This is a genomic window from Streptomyces sp. WAC04114 (genome assembly GCF_019733245.1).
GTDB classification, from domain to species: domain Bacteria; phylum Actinomycetota; class Actinomycetes; order Streptomycetales; family Streptomycetaceae; genus Streptomyces; species Streptomyces massasporeus_A.
Genome location: NZ_JAIGQA010000072.1, coordinates 1 through 15,943 on the forward strand (window position 1 = coordinate 1; position 15,943 = coordinate 15,943).

Annotated in this window: 7 protein-coding genes and 1 pseudogene; 3 read left to right on the plus strand and 5 right to left on the minus strand. The window is 73.8% G+C overall.

Features of this window, described 5'->3' with window-relative positions; genetic code table 11:
• Together K4G64_RS19860 and K4G64_RS19865 are read right to left on the minus strand one after the other, a co-directional pair.
• Nucleotides 1-381 (minus strand): annotated as a pseudogene (locus K4G64_RS19860) (ADP-ribosylglycohydrolase family protein); the annotation flags it as partial.
• Complete coding sequence (locus K4G64_RS19865; RefSeq protein WP_221757366.1) at nt 306-1,313, minus strand: ADP-ribosylglycohydrolase family protein; 1,008 nt, start codon at nt 1,311-1,313, stop codon at nt 306-308. The pseudogene K4G64_RS19860 and the gene K4G64_RS19865, both read right to left, overlap by 76 nt.
• 215 nt (nt 1,314-1,528) lie before the next feature.
• On the opposite strand from K4G64_RS19865, the gene K4G64_RS19870 reads away from it, so the two are divergent.
• From K4G64_RS19870 to K4G64_RS19880, 3 genes are all read left to right on the plus strand, one after another.
• Complete coding sequence (locus K4G64_RS19870; protein ID WP_221757367.1) at nt 1,529-2,260, plus strand: VIT1/CCC1 transporter family protein; 732 nt, start codon at nt 1,529-1,531, stop codon at nt 2,258-2,260.
• Nucleotides 2,261-2,643: 383 nt separating this feature from the next.
• Nucleotides 2,644-7,242 (plus strand): glutamate synthase large subunit, encoded by a 4,599-nt coding sequence (gene gltB / locus K4G64_RS19875; RefSeq protein ID WP_221757389.1) that lies wholly within the window; start codon nt 2,644-2,646, stop codon nt 7,240-7,242.
• Entirely contained in the window at nt 7,235-8,698 is a 1,464-nt protein-coding gene (locus K4G64_RS19880; protein WP_221757368.1) for a glutamate synthase subunit beta, read from the plus strand. The genes gltB and K4G64_RS19880 overlap by 8 nt, the downstream gene beginning before the upstream one ends.
• Nucleotides 8,699-8,823: 125 nt before the next feature.
• Here K4G64_RS19880 and K4G64_RS19885 read toward each other — a convergent pair whose 3' ends face one another.
• The 3 genes from K4G64_RS19885 to K4G64_RS19895 are packed head-to-tail and all read right to left on the minus strand — an operon-like array spanning nt 8,824 to nt 15,874.
• Entirely contained in the window at nt 8,824-9,810 is a 987-nt protein-coding gene (locus K4G64_RS19885) for an ABC transporter ATP-binding protein (RefSeq protein WP_221757369.1), read from the minus strand.
• Nucleotides 9,807-12,539 (minus strand): ABC transporter permease, encoded by a 2,733-nt coding sequence (locus tag K4G64_RS19890; RefSeq protein ID WP_221757370.1) that lies wholly within the window; start codon nt 12,537-12,539, stop codon nt 9,807-9,809. Before K4G64_RS19890 ends, K4G64_RS19885 begins: the two co-directional genes overlap by 4 nt.
• Nucleotides 12,539-15,874 carry an FtsX-like permease family protein gene (locus K4G64_RS19895; RefSeq protein WP_221757371.1) on the minus strand — a complete coding sequence of 1,112 codons (3,336 nt, stop codon included), beginning with the start codon at nt 15,872-15,874 and terminating at the stop codon, nt 12,539-12,541. The genes K4G64_RS19890 and K4G64_RS19895 overlap by 1 nt, the downstream gene beginning before the upstream one ends.
• Nucleotides 15,875-15,943: the final 69 nt, after the last annotated feature.

Here is a 15,943-nt window from a genome sequence, read left to right on the forward strand (position 1 = left end):
GGGCTGGTTCAGAGCGATGGGGACGGGGAGGGTGGTGGTGGCGTTCTGTTCGGCGAAGGTGTCGAGCTCGCGGGTGAGGCGGCGGGTCCAGTCGGGCATGCGGGCGGCTCTGTGGCGGGCGGCGGGCCAGCCGGCGGCGTCGCCGGCGGCCAGTCCGAGCAGGAGGCCTTCGGCTCGTCTCGGGGCCTCGGCTTCGCCTTCGGCCCGTTTGTCTCCCACCCGAGCACCGCCCGTGACTGTCACCCGAGTGGCCCTGGTCTCCCGTGGGGCGGCCTCGCCGTCGGCGGCTTCCGTTTCGTACGTCGTCATGAGAGAACCTCCGCCGGTGTCAGCAGGTCCGCCACGTCCAGGACGTGGTAGCCCGCCATCGCCGGGAGGCATCTGCCGAGGACCGGGCCGATCGGAGTCGCCCAGGACCGTGGGATCGCCGACACTCCCCGGGTCGCGCCCGCCAGGGCCCCCGCCACCGCCGCCGTCGTGTCCGCGTCGCGGCCCATGTTCACCGCGGTCAGGACGGACTGCTCGAAGTCGCCGTCCGCCGCCGCGTACGCGCCGAAGGCGAGGGCGACCGCCTCGGGGGCCAGGTCGGTCCAGGGGTAGCCGCCGATGACGACCGCGGAGCGGACCGCGCGTTCGCCGCGGTGCGCGACGGCCACGGCCCGGCGCAGGCTGCGGGCCGTCCAGGAGTCGTCGGGGACGACCGCGAGGGCCGCGGCCACGACCGCGGTCGACGGCGCGCCGGCCATCGCCGCCGCGACGCCCGCGGCCACCGCCTGGCCGCCGTAGATGCCCTCGCCGTCGTGGCTCACCGAACCGTCGATCGCGACCAGCCGGGCGGCCTCCGCCGGGCGGCCCGCCGCGAACACCCCGAAGGGCGCCGCGCGCATGGCCAGCCCGTCGCTCCAGGCGTGCCGGTGCTGCGCGGAGATCGGGGCGGCCAGCCCCCGGCGGAGGTTCTCCAGCGTGCCGCGTTCACTGAAGCCGGCGCCCCGGAAGGGGCCCTCGTCCCGGTCGGCGATCCATTCGTGCCAGGCCGCCTCCACATGCGCCGGGGTGAGCGCGGAGCCGTGCCGAGCCAGCAGGAGGCCGGAGAAGATCGCGTACTCGGTGTCGTCCGTGCCCGCCGGTCTCTCGGCGACGTACCCGGTGATCCGGCCCCAGCGCGCGCGGATCTCGGAGGGCTTCATGTTCTCGGCCGGGGCCCCGAGGGCGTCACCCACGGCCAGGCCCAGCAGTGCGCCGCGTGCGCGTGCGCGGAGCCCGGCGGCGTCCCCGGGCGCCGGGACGGAGGGGATGCAGGCGATCGATGCCATACGGCATGTGTCCCACTCCGGTGACTCCGCCGAGCCTCACGAGCCCCAGCATCACCCGGTCGACATCTGGGCACCCTCATGATCAAGTGAGCGCGAAACGGTAAACCCGCAGGTTAGCGCAGCCTTTCCTTGCTGGCGAGGATGGAATTCGGGGCGTAGTTTGTGGGTTGTAAAACTCTGGAATCTGTCCAAAGAGCGGGGAGTGGGGATCTTCCATGGCCATCATCGAGACCGAGGCGACGCTGCACGAGGCGCACCGGGACAACCACACCCACCGGGACGTGAACGGCGGCTGGCTGCGTCCCGCGGTGTTCGGTGCGATGGACGGCCTCGTCTCCAACCTCGCCCTGATGACCGGCGTCGCGGGCGGAGCGGTCAGCCAGCACACCGTGGTCCTCAGCGGCCTCGCGGGCCTGGCCGCCGGCGCCTTCTCCATGGCCGCCGGCGAATACACCTCCGTCGCCTCGCAGCGTGAGCTCGTCGAGGCCGAGCTGGACGTGGAGCGGCGCCAGCTGCGCAAGCACCCCAAGGACGAGGAGGCCGAGCTCGCCGCGCTCTATGAGTCGAGGGGCGTCGAGCCGGGGCTCGCCCGCGAGGTCGCGCGGCAGCTGTCGAAGGACCCCGAGCAGGCGCTGGAGATCCACGCCCGGGAGGAACTGGGCATCGACCCCGGCGACCTGCCCTCGCCGACGGTGGCCGCGGTGTCGAGTTTCGGCTCCTTCGCGCTGGGCGCGCTGATACCCGTCCTGCCCTATCTGCTGGGTGCGAGCAGCATGTGGCCAGCGGTGCTGCTGGCGCTGCTGGGGCTCTTCCTGTGCGGCGCGGTGGTGGCCAAGGTGACGGCACGCACCTGGTGGTACAGCGGGCTTCGGCAGCTGTTCCTGGGAGGCGCGGCGGCCGGTGTGACGTACGCCCTGGGCACCCTGTTCGGAACGGCCGTAGGATAGCGCGACCCGGACCTATGCAAGGGACTGCATAGGTAGCCGTTACTCACGGGTTTCGACTGTGGAACCACCGGGCATGAGCCGTAAGCGCTGCGGGCAATGACGCTCGCCGCGCACCCCCCGGCGGGTTGGGCGAAGACGCCCGTCCCGCTCCTCGGGCCGACGGAAAGCGATCTGACCCGATCGTTCCGTGCGGTCCCTCCATAGCTTCCACCGCAGGCGCGGTACCCCCGCCGCACACCCGCGGTGTCCGCATGCTGGAACGGATTATCCCGGTTCCCGAGAACCGCTCCATCATGTAACCTGCACGAAATTTTGCGATCACGCGAGGGCCAACGTCGTCCCTCGGCACTTGCATATGCCAGATGACGACGACGGGAGAGCCGATGCGTACGCCGCGCCAGCCGTCCCAGCATTCCGTGAATGGCCAGAACTGGTCCTTCATGGATGCTCGCCCTGCTGCGCAGGGTATGTACGACCCCCGCAACGAGCACGACGCCTGCGGCGTCGGCTTCGTCGCCACCCTCACCGGCGAGGCGTCCCACACCCTGGTCGAGCAGGCCCTGACCGTCCTGCGCAACCTGGAGCACCGCGGCGCCACCGGCTCCGAGCCCGACTCCGGCGACGGCGCCGGCATCCTGTCGCAGGTCCCGGACGCCTTCTTCCGCGACGTGGCCGGATTCGAACTGCCCGACGCCGGTTCCTACGCCGTCGGCATCGCCTTCCTGCCGGAGGACTCCACCGCCGACGCCGTCTCGCAGATCGAGACGATCGCCGCCGACGAGGGCCTCACCGTCCTCGGCTGGCGCGAGGTGCCCGTCGCTCCCCAGCTGCTGGGTGCCACCGCCCGGTCGACCATGCCGGTCTTCCGCCAGATCTTCGTCGGCGACGGCACCTCGGAGGGCATCGCCCTCGACCGCAAGGCCTTCGTGCTGCGCAAGCGCGCCGAGCGCGAGGTCGGCGTGTACTTCCCGTCGCTGTCCGCGCGGACCATCGTCTACAAGGGCATGCTGACCACCGGCCAGCTGGAGCCCTTCTTCCCGGACCTGTCCGACCGCCGCTTCGCCTCCGCGATCGCGCTCGTGCACTCCCGGTTCTCGACGAACACGTTCCCGTCGTGGCCGCTGGCCCACCCCTACCGCTTCGTGGCGCACAACGGCGAGATCAACACCGTCAAGGGCAACCGCAACTGGATGGTGGCCCGCGAGTCGCAGCTCGCCTCCGAGCTGTTCGGCTCCGACGGCAAGGCCATCGACCGGATCTTCCCGGTCTGTACGCCGGACGCCTCCGACTCCGCCTCCTTCGACGAGGTCCTCGAACTCCTGCACCTGGGCGGCCGCTCCCTGCCGCACTCCGTGCTGATGATGATCCCGGAGGCGTGGGAGAACCACGACTCCATGGACCCGGCCCGGCGCGCCTTCTACCAGTTCCACTCCACGATGATGGAGCCCTGGGACGGCCCGGCCTGTGTCACCTTCACCGACGGCAAGCAGGTCGGCGCGGTCCTCGACCGCAACGGCCTTCGCCCCGGCCGCTACTGGGTCACCGACGACGGCCTCGTCGTCCTCGGCTCCGAGGTCGGCGTCCTGGACATCGACCCCTCCAAGGTCGTCCGCAAGGGCCGCCTCCAGCCCGGCCGCATGTTCCTCGTCGACACCGTCGAGCACCGCATCATCGAGGACGACGAGATCAAGGCCGAACTCGCCGCCGAGAACCCCTACGCGGAGTGGCTCGAGGCCGGCGAGATCGAGCTGGAGGACCTGCCCGAGCGCGAGCACATCGTGCACACGCACGCCTCGGTCACCCGCCGCCAGCAGACCTTCGGCTACACCGAGGAGGAGCTGCGCGTCCTCCTCGCGCCGATGGCCAAGGCCGGCGCCGAGCCGATCGGCTCCATGGGCACCGACTCGCCGATCGCCGCGCTGTCGGACCGCCCGCGCCTGCTCTTCGACTACTTCACCCAGCTGTTCGCGCAGGTCACCAACCCGCCGCTGGACGCCATCCGCGAGGAACTGGTCACCTCCCTGCGCTCGTCGCTGGGCCCCCAGGGCAACCTGCTCGACCCCAACGCGGCCTCCTGCCGCAGCGTCCTGCTGCCCTTCCCGGTGATCGACAACGACGAGCTGGCCAAGCTCATCCACATCAACGCCGACGGCGACATGCCCGGCTTCAAGGCCGCGACCCTGTCCGGCCTGTACCGGGTGCACGGCGGCGGTGACGCGCTGGCCGCGCGGATCGAGGAGATCTGCGCCGAGGCCGACGCCGCCATCGAGAACGGCGCCCGCCTGATCGTCCTGTCGGACCGCCACTCGGACGCCGAGCACGCGCCGATCCCGTCGCTGCTGCTCACCGCGGCCGTCCACCACCACCTCATCCGCACCAAGCAGCGCACCCAGGTGGGCCTGCTGGTCGAGGCCGGTGACGTCCGCGAGGTCCACCACGTCGCCCTGCTCATCGGCTACGGCGCCGCCGCGGTCAACCCGTACCTGGCGATGGAGTCCGTCGAGGACCTGGTCCGCGCCGGCACCTTCCTGCCCGGCATCGAGCCCGAGAAGGCCATCCGCAACCTCATCTACGCCCTCGGCAAGGGCGTGCTGAAGGTCATGTCGAAGATGGGCATCTCGACCGTCGCCTCCTACCGCGGCGCCCAGGTCTTCGAGGCCGTCGGTCTCGACGAGGCCTTCGTCGAGAAGTACTTCAACGGCACGGCCACCAAGATCGGCGGCATCGGCATCGACGTCGTCGCCAAGGAGGTCGCCGCCCGGCACGCCAAGGCCTACCCGGCCTCCGGCATCGCCCCGGCGCACCGCGCGCTGGACATAGGCGGCGAGTACCAGTGGCGCCGCGAGGGCGAGCCGCACCTCTTCGACCCGGAGACGGTTTTCCGCCTCCAGCACTCCACGCGCTCCGGCAAGTACGACATCTTCAAGAAGTACACCGAGCGCGTGAACGAGCAGTCCGAGCGGCTGATGACGCTGCGCGGCCTGTTCGGCTTCAAGTCGGACCGGCAGCCGATCTCCATCGACGAGGTCGAGCCGGTCTCCGAGATCGTCAAGCGCTTCTCCACGGGCGCCATGTCGTACGGCTCCATCTCCCAGGAGGCGCACGAGACCCTCGCCATCGCCATGAACCAGCTGGGCGGCAAGTCCAACACCGGTGAGGGCGGCGAGGACCCGGAGCGCCTGTACGACCCGGCGCGCCGGTCGTCCATCAAGCAGGTCGCCTCCGGCCGCTTCGGTGTGACCTCCGAGTACCTGGTCAACTCCGACGACATCCAGATCAAGATGGCCCAGGGCGCCAAGCCCGGCGAGGGCGGCCAGCTGCCCGGCCACAAGGTCTACCCGTGGGTCGCCAAGACGCGGCACTCGACGCCGGGCGTCGGCCTCATCTCGCCTCCCCCGCACCACGACATCTACTCCATCGAGGACCTCGCCCAGCTGATCCACGACCTGAAGAACGCGAACCCGCAGGCGCGGATTCACGTGAAGCTGGTCTCCGAGGTCGGCGTCGGCACGGTCGCCGCGGGTGTCTCCAAGGCGCACGCGGACGTCGTCCTGATCTCCGGCCACGACGGCGGCACGGGTGCCTCGCCGCTCACCTCGCTGAAGCACGCCGGCGGTCCCTGGGAGCTCGGCCTCGCCGAGACCCAGCAGACCCTGCTGCTCAACGGCCTGCGCGACCGCATCGTCGTCCAGACCGACGGTCAGCTGAAGACCGGCCGTGACGTGGTCATCGCCGCGCTGCTCGGCGCCGAGGAGTTCGGTTTCGCGACCGCGCCGCTCGTCGTCTCCGGCTGCGTCATGATGCGCGTCTGCCACCTGGACACCTGCCCGGTCGGCATCGCCACGCAGAACCCGGTCCTGCGCGAGCGCTACACCGGCAAGGCCGAGTACGTCGTGAACTTCTTCCAGTTCATCGCCGAAGAGGTCCGCGAGATCCTCGCCGAGCTGGGCTTCCGCTCCATCGAGGAGGCCGTCGGCCACGCCGAGACCCTCGACGTCACGCGGGCCGTCGACCACTGGAAGGCGCAGGGCCTGGACCTGGAGCCGCTGTTCCACGTGCCCGAGCTGCCCGAGGGCGCGGTGCGCCACCAGCTGATCGCGCAGGACCACGGTCTGGAGAAGGCGCTCGACAACCAGCTGATCAAGCTGGCCTCGGACGCGCTCTCCGCGGCCGGTGCCACCGACGCCCAGCCGGTGCGCGCCCAGGTGCAGATCCGCAACATCAACCGCACGGTCGGCACCATGCTCGGCCACGAGGTGACCAAGAAGTTCGGTGGCGCGGGCCTGCCCGACGACACCGTCGACATCACCTTCACCGGCTCCGCGGGCCAGTCCTTCGGCGCCTTCGTGCCGCGCGGTGTCACGCTGCGCCTGGAGGGCGACGCCAACGACTACGTCGGCAAGGGCCTGTCCGGCGGCCGGATCGTGGTCCGCCCGGACCGCGCGGCCGACCACCTCGCCGAGTACAGCGTCATCGCCGGCAACACCATCGGCTACGGCGCCACCGGCGGCGAGATGTTCCTGCGCGGCAAGGTCGGCGAGCGGTTCTGCGTCCGCAACTCCGGCGCCACGGTCGTCTCCGAGGGCGTGGGCGACCACGGCTGCGAGTACATGACCGGCGGCCACGCGGTGGTCCTCGGCGAGACGGGCCGCAACTTCGCGGCCGGCATGTCCGGCGGTATCGCGTACGTGATCGACCTGGACCGCGACAACGTCAACGTCGGCAACCTGGACGCCGTCGAGCCGCTGGACGACGCCGACAAGCAGTGGCTCCACGACGTGGTCCGCCGCCACCAGGAGGAGACGGGCTCCACCGTCGCCGAGAAGCTCCTGGCCGAGTGGGACACCGCCGTCGAGCGGTTCAGCAGGATCATCCCCAGCACCTACAAGGCAGTGCTCGCCGCCAAGGACGCCGCCGAGCGAGCCGGTCTCTCCGAGACCGAGACCCACGAGAAGATGATGGAGGCGGCGATCAATGGCTGACCCGAAGGGCTTCCTGAACCACGGGCGCGAGCTCGCCAAGTCCCGCCCCGTCGAGGAGCGCGTCAAGGACTGGAACGAGGTCTACGTTCCCGGCTCGCTGCTGCCCATCATCAGCAAGCAGGCCAGCCGCTGCATGGACTGCGGCATCCCGTTCTGCCACAACGGCTGTCCGCTCGGGAACCTGATCCCCGAGTGGAACGACTACGCCTACCGCGAGGACTGGGCGGCGGCTTCGGAGCGTCTGCACGCGACGAACAACTTCCCGGAGTTCACGGGCCGGCTGTGCCCCGCTCCCTGCGAGTCGGCGTGTGTGCTGGGCATCAACCAGCCGCCGGTCACCATCAAGAACGTCGAGGTCTCGATCATCGACAAGGCGTGGGAGACCGGGGACGTCGCCCCGCAGATCCCGGAGCGCCTGTCCGGCAAGACCGTCGCGGTCGTCGGCTCGGGCCCGGCGGGTCTCGCCGCCGCCCAGCAGCTGACCCGGGCCGGTCACACGGTTGCCGTGTACGAGCGCGCGGACCGTATCGGAGGCCTCCTGCGCTACGGCATCCCCGAGTTCAAGATGGAGAAGCGGCACATCAACCGCCGCATCGAGCAGATGCGCGCGGAGGGCACCCGCTTCCGCACCGGCATCGAGATCGGCCGCGACCTGAAGGCCACGGACCTGAAGAAGCGCTACGACGCGGTCGTCCTGGCCGTCGGCGCCACCACGGCCCGTGACCTGCCGGTGCCCGGCCGCGAACTCAAGGGCATCTACCAGGCCATGGAGTACCTGCCGCTGGCCAACAAGGTGCAGGAGGGCGACTTCGTGGCGCCCCCGATCTCGGCCGAGGGCAAGCACGTCGTGGTCATCGGCGGCGGCGACACCGGCGCGGACTGCGTCGGCACCGCCCACCGCCAGGGCGCGGCCTCCGTCACGCAGCTGGAGATCATGCCCCGCCCGGGAGAGGAGCGGAACGCGGCCTCCCAGCCGTGGCCGACCTTCCCCATGCTGTACAAGGTCACCTCGGCCCACGAGGAGGGCGGCGAGCGGGTCTACTCCGTCTCGACGACCCACTTCGAGGGCGACCAGGACGGCAACGTCCAGTGGCTGCACCTCACCGAGGTGGAGTTCATCGACGGCAAGCTGACCCCGAAGCCGGGCTCCGAGCGCAAGATCCCCGCCCAGCTGGTCACCCTCGCCATGGGCTTCACCGGCACCGACCGGGACAACGGCCTGGTCGAGCAGTTCGGCCTGGAGCTCGACGAGCGCGGCAACATCGCCCGCGACGCCGACTTCCGGACCAACGTGCCCGGCGTGTACGTCGCCGGTGACGCCGGCCGTGGCCAGTCGCTCATCGTCTGGGCCATCGCCGAGGGCCGCTCGGCGGCGCGCGGTGTGGACCGTGCGCTGACGGGCGCGAGCGAGCTGCCGGCGCCGATCCGCCCGACGGACCGTGCGCTGATGGTCTGACCGCAGCTCACCCGCGGTCCCGACCGCACCTCACAAGAACGTCCCGCACAAAGGCGTGCGGAACACTGACGGCGCCTGCCCCACAGTCCCCGACCGGACGCCCGGGCAGGCGCCGTCGCATGTCCTCAGCCGGCCTCGTCCCCGGTTCCGGGTGCCTTCCCGTGCCCGTCCGGCCACACCTGGATGTGGTCCTCCTCCAGCTCCAGCAGCACCCGGTCCGCCATGCCCAGGGCCGCGGTGTACTCGGCCGGGAGCTGCAGGCGGCCCGCGCGGTCGAGCATCGCGTACTCGCGGGCCACCAGGGACTCCCGGCCCGTCTCGTCGACCTCCGTGCGGCGCAGCACCTCCGTCGAGGTGCGGCCGTCGCGGATCGCGACCGTGCGTCGGACCTCGCCGGCCACCGCCTGGTCGTGCGTGACGATCACGATCGTCGTGCCCAGCTCCTCGTTGGCCCGGCGGAACGCCGCGAAGACCTGCTGCCCGGTCGCCGAGTCCAGCTCGCCGGTCGGCTCGTCGGCGAGGAGGACGGCGGGGGCGTTGGCGAGGGCGACTGCGATCGCGACGCGCTGCTGCTGGCCACCGGACATCGCCTGCGGACGCCGGTCCCGGCACTCCGCGACACCGAGCAGCGACAGCAGCTCGTCCGCCCGCCCGGCCCGCTTCCGCCGGGAGACGCCCGCCAGCTGCATGGGCAGGGCGACGTTCTGCGCGGCCGTCAGATACGGCAGCAGATTGCGCGCCGTCTGCTGCCAGACGAAGCCCACCACCTCACGCCGGTACCGCAGCCGGGCCTTGGCATCCATCGTCAGCAGATCGCGGCCGGCGACCCTCGCCGCGCCCGCGGTCGGGACGTCGAGGCCCGCCAGGATGTTCATCAGCGTCGACTTGCCGCTGCCCGACGCCCCCACCAGGGCCATCAACTCGCCCTCCCGCACCAGCAGATCGAGCCCCTGCAGCGCCTGCACCTCCACGGCGTCCCCGCCGCCGCGCCGGGCGAAGATCCGCACCAGCCGGTCGCAGGCGATCAGCGCGTCGTGCCCGTGGGCGGGCCGGTCGCGGTGCTGCGCCGCGCGCCGCTGAAGCTCCGTGAGCGAATCCGTCGTAGAGCTCATCGCATGTCTCCCGCCCTGAGGTGAGTGATCGGTGTCCGGCGTCCGGCCCACCAGGCCTGCGCGACGGCCACCGCCCCGGCCAGCAGTACCGCGCCCGCGGCCGGCAGGGCCAGTGACCACAGGTCGGCGCGCAGCACGGCATCCGGCGGCGTCACGCCTGACGTGTCCGCCAGCGCGAGCCGGTCCAGGTCGATGCCGGGGGCGAGCAGCCCCACCGTGGCCCAGCCGACGGCCATGCCCCCGGCCGCGGCGAGCACCGTCTGGGGCAGCGCCTCCAGGCCGAGCAGGTGCCGCCCCTGGCGGGTCGTCATGCCGAGGGTGCGCAGCCGGGCCAGCAGGGCGGCCCGTTCCGGCGCGGACCGCAGCAGCCCGAGCACCAGGGCGAGCACGGCGTAGCCCGCGCCCGCGGCGACGGCCCAGACGTAGATCCGTTCGGCGCCGGTCTGCAACGGCGCGTCGGACAGCGCCGCGCGCTCCTCGCCGCGCAGGGTCACCGAGAGGTCCGGGCCGGCGCCGCGCACGGCCGCCCGCAGCGCCTTCGCGTCCAGCCCGGCACCGGCCGCCAGCAGGACCGACGGGCCGGGGGAGCCCTTCAGGCCCGCCGCGTCGACCAGGAGGAACTCGCCCTCGGGCACGGCCGGAGTCCGAGGACGCACCGCGGTGATCCGCACCGTGAGGGGCCCGGCGTCGGTCACGATCCGGCGCGGCGCCCGCCCGAGCCGCTCGGCGACCTCCCGGGAGGCGACCGCGTCCAGCACCCCGCCTCGCATCCGCAGCCGGTCGGCCGCGAAGCCGCCGAGCCCCATCCGCCCGGCCAACTCCCCGTACGACTCCGGCTCGACCCCGGCCACGGTCAGCGACCGCGCCTCGTCGGACGCGCGCTCCGAGGCGAACGCGATGCCCACGGCCGTGACCTGCCGCACGCCCGTCACCTCCCCCACCGACCGCGCCAGGCCCGCCGGGAGCGGGGCACCGTCGGCGGTGGCGACCAGCGCGTCCGCGCCCGTCGCCAGCAGCGCGGCCCGGTCCCGGGCATCCGCCACACCCGCCAGCACGGTCCCCCCGAACGCGGCCGTCGTCAGCGCCGTCAGCAGGGCGAGCAGCGGCAGCGTGGCCACCGCCGCCGGTGAGCGGCCGGCGCGGGCCAGCGACAGAAAGCCGACCACGCCGCGCCGCCGCCCGGCCGGACCGGCGGCCCACCGCAGGGGCAGCGGATACAGCCGGACGAGGACCAGCGCCGCGACCAGGGCGACGAGCACCGGGGCGGCGCTCACCAGCAGATCACCGTCCCCGGCCGGGCCCCGGCGGCGCAGCGTCAGCACCGAGCCGGCCGCCAGCACCAGCAGGGTCAGTTCGGCGACGGTACGGCGTCCACCGGGCCCGGCCCCGGCCAGGTCGTCGCGCCCCTGGTGCGCTCGCGGCCTGCGGTGCGCCAGCGCCGCCCGCACCGGGAGTGCGGCACAGGCGAGCAGCGCCACGGCACCCGCCCCGAGGACGGCGGGCAGCAGCCGGGCCTCGTCCACGACGAGTACCGCGAGCAGCAGACCGCAGGCCGCGGCGGGCAGCGCCGGCACGGCGTTCTCGGCCAGCAGCCGCCCGGCGATGCCGCTCAGGGAACCGCCCCGGGCCCGCAGCAGGGCGAGTTCGGCGTCGCGGCGGGCGGCGGTCAGGCCCCCGCTCATGGCCAGGACGACGAAGGCGACCGCGCTGATCCCGAAGGCCGCCACGGCGACCACCGGCGCGACGGCGTCACGCGTCTCGGTATAGGTGCCCACGACCTGCTCCAAGCCGGTGGACAGCTGCGCGGTCGGACCGGCGACGGCGCGCATCCGCACCAGGGCGGGCCCGTCCTCCAGGGACGCGATCCGGTCGACCAGCGACGAGGTGTCCGCCCCGGTGAGCCGCCCGGTCGCGGGCGCGAACCGCCAGTAGCGCTCCGGCTCGCCCTGACCGCCGAGCAGGGCCGGCGCGGCACCCGGCGCCAGCAGGACGCCCGCCTCCCAGTAGAACTGCGGCGGACGGCCGCCGTCGCTCGCCATGGCCGGTGTCCGCAGGTTCGGTTCCGCGGACCAGTAGCTCCGCTCCGGATGCCGGGGCTGGAGGATGCCGGTGACGCGGACGGTCAGCGGTCCGTTCATGAAGCCGTCCAGCGTGAGGGTCGAGCCGGCCCGCAGCCGCAGCGTCCGGGCCGTCTCGGCGGTCACGGCCCCTTCCACCGTCCGGGTGTCCATGCTCACCGAGCCGTCGGCGGTGGGGAGCCGGCCCTCGCGCACGGTGGCGTGGCCGGCCGCGTCCGACTGCGCGAGCAGGGTGAACCGGGGCGGCAACCCGTCGGGCCGGGGCAGCCACGCGTCCAGCGCCTGAAGGCTCTTGCCGGTCCGCACCCCGTACGCCGATTCGGCCGGGTCCACCCGCAGCGGCGCGGGCAGCAGCGCCCTTGCCTGGGCGTCGACCGCCGCGAGGGCCTCCGGCCGGAACTCGTCGGCCCGGGCCTCCTCCGCACGGTTGAGACCGGGCTGCTCCGTCTCCAGCTCCAGCACGGTCGACTCGGGGGCGGCCGTCGCGACGGCCTCGCGCAGCCCGTCCGTCTCGTACGCCTCGACGGCCCGGGGCAGGACGGCCGCGAGGAACGCCGTGACCAGCACCAGCACACCGAAGACGGCGGCCGGCCAGGGCGCGGCCCGCAACCGGGTCCGCACCCAGGAAGCTCCCGGCGCGTTCGGCGGCATCAGCCCTCCCCCTGGTGGCGGAGCGCGACCGCCGGCTCCGTACGGCGCAGCGCCGCCACGACGGTGATCAGCAGCAGTGGGGCCGCCACCCCCGCGAGGAGCAACGCCACCTGAGGCACCGGCAGCTCGACCAGGACCGGCGGGAGAGGCCGAGAGGCACCGGAGGTCAGCACGATCAGCGGGACGACGGCCCGGGTCAGCACCGTGCCGAGGCCGAGCCCGGCGAGCAGCCCGGCACCGATGAGCAGGCTCTGCTCGGTGGCGACCAGCCGGGCGAGATCCCGGCGGGGCGCACCCAGGGCGCGCAGCACCGCGAACTCCGCGGACCGCTCCCGCCGCGCACCGGCGGCGCTCACCGCGAACCCCCCGGCAGCGAGGGCCACGGCGGCCACCGCCACCGCCGCCAGCGCCGAGCGCGGACCGGCACCGAGCGGGTCACGCAGCAGCTCGGCCGCGGTCTCGTCCCGCACCAGCACCTGCCCGGGTTCGACGTCGGGACGCGCCCTGAGCGCCGCGGCGACCTCGGCCTCCGTGCCGGGCGCGGTGCTCACCCACCACTCGGTGGGGGTGAGCGGAGTGCCGCCCCGCTGCGCCAGCACGGCGCCGACGGCCCGCAGATCGAGCAGCAGCGCCCCGCCGGACAAGGACTCCCCGGCCACGTCGGTGGCGGTCGTCGGCAGCTCCTGGACCGACCGCACGATCCGCACCCGCAGTTGTTCCCCGGACAGCGGTACGTCGATGGTGTCGCCGGGCCGGGCTCCCGCCGCTCGCAGGAAGTCCCGGCCGGCGACGGCAGAGAGGCTGCGCGGCACCTCGGCCCCGGCCGTGTCGACGCGGACGGTGTAGACCGGCTGGGCGCCGTAGCCGTCGCCGCGGTCTGCGCCGGTGCCGTACGACACGGCCAGCGGCGTGCTCCCCGACGCGGCGGGCCTGGTGGCCGCACGGGTGACGACCTCGCCGTTCTGCGTCACGACCCGGTTGCCCTGCCAGCGCGTCCCGGCAGGCACCGGGACGGTCCGCGCGGAGCCGTCGGCGCCGGCGGCGAGCAACCGTTCGACGGTGAACCGGTGTCGTTCGGGGCGGTCGGCGGGAGAGGTGTCGTCGAGCTGCAACCCGGTCAGCCGCAACGGCCCGGCCGGGGCCGCCCGGCGGCCCGCCGCGGTCGTGTCCAGGTCGAGCGTGATCCGGTGGACCCGGCCGTCCACCGGGACGGTGCCGCCACCCAGCCGGTACGCGATGCCGTACCGGTCCTCGACGACCACCGTGAGCAGCGGTGCGCGATCGGAGAGGGAGCGCCCGGTCCGGGCCCGCTCGTCGGTGATCCGCACGTCGAGGGCGATCCGCCGGGTGTCGTCGGGAAGCCGCACGGCCCGGTCCCGGTCCGGCGCGGGCGGCGCCAGGGCCCGCAACAGCCGTGCCGGGGGCTCCTCGGAGAGGTCGTCGCGCAGGAGCATTCCGTCCCGGGCGTGTGCCGTGTCCAGGGCGAGGACCGTCGCCCGGCGGTCCCCGGACAGGCTCACGGTGGCGCGGTGCGCGGGAGCGGCGTCCACGGAGCCGGGCAGCGCCGCGTAGAGGCCCGTCTGCCCGGGGCTGCCCGGCCGGTGGTCGAGCACCCGTACGGAGGCACCCGTCCTGAAGTCGGCCTGGTCGTCCTGCGACCGGTCCCAGGACGCGCCGTGCCCGATCGCCAGCATGCCCGTCGCCACGGCGATGACCAGCAGCAGCACCGGGCCCGCCCCGCGCAGCGGGCGGCGGCTGAACTGCCAGCCCGCCAGTGCGGCCGGCAGTCCACGCCCGCTCGCGGAGCGCCGCTCCGCGACCCGGGCCGCGAGCGGCAGCAGACGCAGCGTCAGGACCGTGCCCGCCAGCAGCGCCAGCGCGGGCGCCGCGACCAGCAGCGGATCGATGCCCAGCTCCCCGGCCCGGTCCCGGCTGAGCACCCCGCCGCCGGTCGCGACGGTCTGCCGGTCGAGCTGCCAGTACGCCACACCCGCGATCAGCAGCAGCCCCACGTCGGCCCCGGCCCGCACGGGCGCGGCCGACGTCGCGGCCCGCACCCGTCGCAGCCGTACGGGAGTTCCCGTCGTCGCCGCGAGCGCGGGCGCCACCACCGCCACCGCGCAGGCCGCCGCGACCCCGCCCGCGACCAGCCACACCAGGCCCACCGGGGCGGTGTCGAGCCGCAGCCCGATCCGGTCGAGCGAGGACCAGCGGGCGAGCAGCCGGGCCAGCGGGCCCGACAGCAGCGCGGCACAGACGGCGGCCGGTGCCGCCAGCAGCAGCGCCTCCAGCGCGGCGAGCCCGGCGATCCGCCCGCGCGATCCGCCCCGGGCCCGCAGCAGCTCGGTCTCACCCGCCCGTTCGCCGTCCAGCAGCCGGGCCACCAGCAGCAGCGCGTACCCGGCGAGCAGCACCAACTGCACCGAGACGATCATCAGCGTGGACCGGGACACCAGCAGGCCCCGCTCGGTACGGTCGAGCACCTCGGGCAGTCCCGTGCGCACATCCGCGTCGCCCCCGAGCGCCGGGTCCGCGCGCAGCGCCCCGGCCGCGTGGACCGCCGCCGAACGCAGCGCGCCGATGCCGTCGGTCGTCAGGGTGCGGAAGCCGGCCGTCGCCACCCAGCCGGTGACGTCCTCGGAGACGCGGCCCGAGGCGGGCACCGACCCGTGGGTCAGCAGCGGCCCGTACGTGGTGAAGGCGACGGTGCGGACACCCCGTCCGCCGAGCGGGTCGGCCTGCCAGTAGGGATCGGAGCCGTCGGCCGCCCGGTACACACCGGTCACCCGGACCCGGAGCGGATCGCCGCCCAGCCGGTCGGTCAGCGTGATCCGCGCTCCGGGCCGCAGCTTCAGCCGGTCGGCGGCCGCCTCGGGCAGGGCCACGGGCACGGCGGCCGTACGGGACGCCGGGGGCGGGCCCGGCAGGGTGCCCGAGAGCAGCTCGATCCGTGACCGGTCGAGGGCCGCGAGGTGCGTGAGGTCGGGGTCCCCGGCGCGGGCCTCGGCACTCTGCAGGGACCGGGGCAGCGCGTACGGCCCGGACCGCTCCAGCCTCCGCACGGTCACCGGCAGCCCGCCGAACGCGTCCCGCGCCCCGCGCGCCACGGCCTGCTGCGCCGCGTCCCGCCGTTCCCGGGGCACGTCCGCCTCGACGACGAGGGAGGCGGAGGCCGCGGCCCGTCCGCTCAGGGCGCCGCGCAGCGCCGCGTCCCCGACGGAGCCGGAGTAGGCCGTCAGGGCGGCGAGGACCGAGGTGGTCAGCAGGACGGCGAGCAGGGCGGCGGTGAGCAGCAGCCGGTGCGCGCGCAGGCGCAGCAGCAGTAAGCCCGTCACTCTTCCCCCACCCGTCGCGCGAGCCGCAGTTCCCCCAACCCGGCATGCATATCACGGAGTTCTCAGCCC

Coding starts and splice junctions, on each gene's coding strand:
- K4G64_RS19865 (WP_221757366.1), bottom strand. CDS start 1,313: ATGGCATCGATCGCCTGCATCCCCTCCGTCCCGGCGCCCGGGGACGCC.
- K4G64_RS19870 (WP_221757367.1), top strand. CDS start 1,529: ATGGCCATCATCGAGACCGAGGCGACGCTGCACGAGGCGCACCGGGAC.
- gltB (WP_221757389.1), top strand. CDS start 2,644: ATGCGTACGCCGCGCCAGCCGTCCCAGCATTCCGTGAATGGCCAGAAC.
- K4G64_RS19880 (WP_221757368.1), top strand. CDS start 7,235: ATGGCTGACCCGAAGGGCTTCCTGAACCACGGGCGCGAGCTCGCCAAG.
- K4G64_RS19885 (WP_221757369.1), bottom strand. CDS start 9,810: ATGAGCTCTACGACGGATTCGCTCACGGAGCTTCAGCGGCGCGCGGCG.
- K4G64_RS19890 (WP_221757370.1), bottom strand. CDS start 12,539: ATGCCGCCGAACGCGCCGGGAGCTTCCTGGGTGCGGACCCGGTTGCGG.